1 protein-coding gene and 1 pseudogene are annotated in these 973 nt (G+C 73.4%); one reads left to right on the top strand and one right to left on the bottom strand.

The genetic code is table 11. From position 1 onward, the window contains the following. Positions 1 to 88 precede the first annotated feature (88 nt). Positions 89 to 673, top strand: a complete 585-nt coding sequence (locus tag AC27IQ_RS25670) for a histidine phosphatase family protein (protein WP_487091323.1) — start codon at positions 89 to 91, stop codon at positions 671 to 673. 88 nt (positions 674 to 761) lie between these two features. On the opposite strand, the pseudogene AC27IQ_RS25665 reads toward AC27IQ_RS25670, so the two are convergent. After that, positions 762 to 973 (bottom strand): annotated as a pseudogene (locus tag AC27IQ_RS25665) (type II secretion system protein N); the annotation flags it as partial.

Raw genomic sequence — 973 nt, 5'->3', positions numbered from 1 at the left:
CACGGGCGACTGCCTGGGGGCCACGCAGCAGATCGGCGAAAATCGCCATCTACCTGGCCACCGCCATCGCGCTGGGGGCAGGCTTGCGGTGACGCAGCGGCGCCTGTGGCTGGTGCGGCATGCGCTGCCGCTCGTGGCGCCGGGCGTGTGCTACGGCGCGCTCGACGTGCCCGCCGACCCTGCCGCGACGGCCGATGCCGCCCGCCGGCTGACCCACGCGCTGCCCGGCACGCTCGCGGACATGCGCCACTCGCCGCTACGAAGATGTGAGCAGCTTGCGCAGGCCCTGATGGCGCTGAAGGCCGATTCGGCCAGCGAGCCCGACGCCCGCCTTGCCGAGATGGATTTCGGCACCTGGGAAGGCCGCGCCTGGGACGCCATTGCCCGGGCCGACATCGATGCGTGGACGGCGGATTTCGGCGCCCCCCGCGCCAGCGGCGGCGACAGCCTGGCCGCGATGCTGCTGCGCGTGGACGCGGCACTGTCCGAAGCACGCCAAGTGTCCCACGACCGGGGTGGCGATGTGCTGTGGATCACCCACGCGGGGGTGGCGCGCTGCGTGCAGTGGCTGCAGGCCCGGCCCGGGCGCCTGCCGCGGGCCGACGAATGGCCGGTGGCCGCACCGGCCTATGGGGAATGGACCACGGTGCCGCTGGACGCGCCAGCGCACTGAACGCGTCGGAGACAGCGGCTTTCGCCCCACCTGAAACAGGTGTCTTTCTTTGTGCCGCACACCCCGCGGCGTGCGGCCCCCCGAACCGCTACCGTTTTTCTGGAATTTCCAGCGTGACCGTGGCCGCGCCGTCGTGCGACGGCCCCAGCCGCGCCTGGCGGCGGCCCAGGGCCTGGAGCACCAGCCCTTCGGCCACCGTGGCCCCGACGCGAAACGGCTTGGCCGGCTGGTTGTCCACGGCGATCAAGGCCGCGCCGCCACCGCTGGACGTGCCCGCCAGCACGCCCACCAGCGCGAACC

The sequence above is a fragment of the Acidovorax sp. KPB24-07 genome, assembly GCF_057543315.1.
Note: the sequence above shows the minus strand (reverse complement) of the source record. Positions and strands in the feature narration are given on the sequence as shown.